The organism is Paraburkholderia humisilvae (assembly GCF_902859855.1).
Taxonomy (GTDB): Bacteria; Pseudomonadota; Gammaproteobacteria; order Burkholderiales; family Burkholderiaceae; genus Paraburkholderia; species Paraburkholderia humisilvae.
Window position 1 is genome coordinate 1 of record NZ_CADIKH010000446.1, and the last position, 722, is coordinate 722.

The window sequence follows — 722 nt, forward strand, 5'->3', positions numbered from 1 at the left end:
CACATGATCCGCAAAGGGCAGATGAGAAACGATGGCTTCGCCGCGACGCCTGCCGTCCAGTTCTATTCGTTGATAGCATAAGCAGTCCTATTCATATCGGGATTTACTTCGGCCTCACCGTCTTATCGCGACAGAACCGGGAAGAGACGGTCAAAGGCAGCAGCATCTCGTCTCCAGCATAACTCGAAAATTATCTCGAATGTTATGATATAACACGATGTGATGTTATTAATAGCAGTAATCAAGTCGCAAGAAATCGCTATGTACGTGTTTTGTGATCCTGATGATTTGTTGATTGATGATTGTTTAAAACCGGATGCGTTTCGCTTAATAGAGCTGCCCTTCGGTGTTTGTCAACATAGTTGTCGTGTCACTTCAAGCGGACTGCTTTAGTTCGGCCGGCGGCATGCGCTCCGGATTGAGCCAGACTTCATCCTTCAATTCCCAGTTGCGAGTCGAGCGGGACCAACGTTGCGGATTACGTGCCTTAGCCTGCGCGTAGACGGCTTCCCGTTGTGCCAGCACTGCGGTGGCGAGGCCGTTATGACGCTGTGCCGGTGTGATGAATTTCAGGCCACTGTGTTTGTGTTCGTGGTTGTACCAACGCACGAACTGCTGCGTCCAGGCACGCGCCCCGTCGAGGCTCGTGAACGCCTTGCGCGGGTAGTCGGGCCGATACTTGCACGTGCGGAACAGCGCCTCGGCGTACGGGTTGTCGTTGC

Annotated in this window: 1 protein-coding gene and 1 pseudogene; one reads left to right on the forward strand and one right to left on the reverse strand. The window is 52.9% G+C overall.

The window, feature by feature from the left end:
• A pseudogene (locus HV796_RS42980) lies at window positions 1-81 on the forward strand (IS6 family transposase); the annotation flags it as partial.
• Window positions 82-375: 294 nt separating this feature from the next.
• Here the strand turns inward: HV796_RS42980 and HV796_RS42985 are convergent.
• On the reverse strand, window positions 376-722 hold a 347-nt coding region (locus HV796_RS42985), incomplete at its 5' end, for an integrase core domain-containing protein (RefSeq protein ID WP_175233644.1).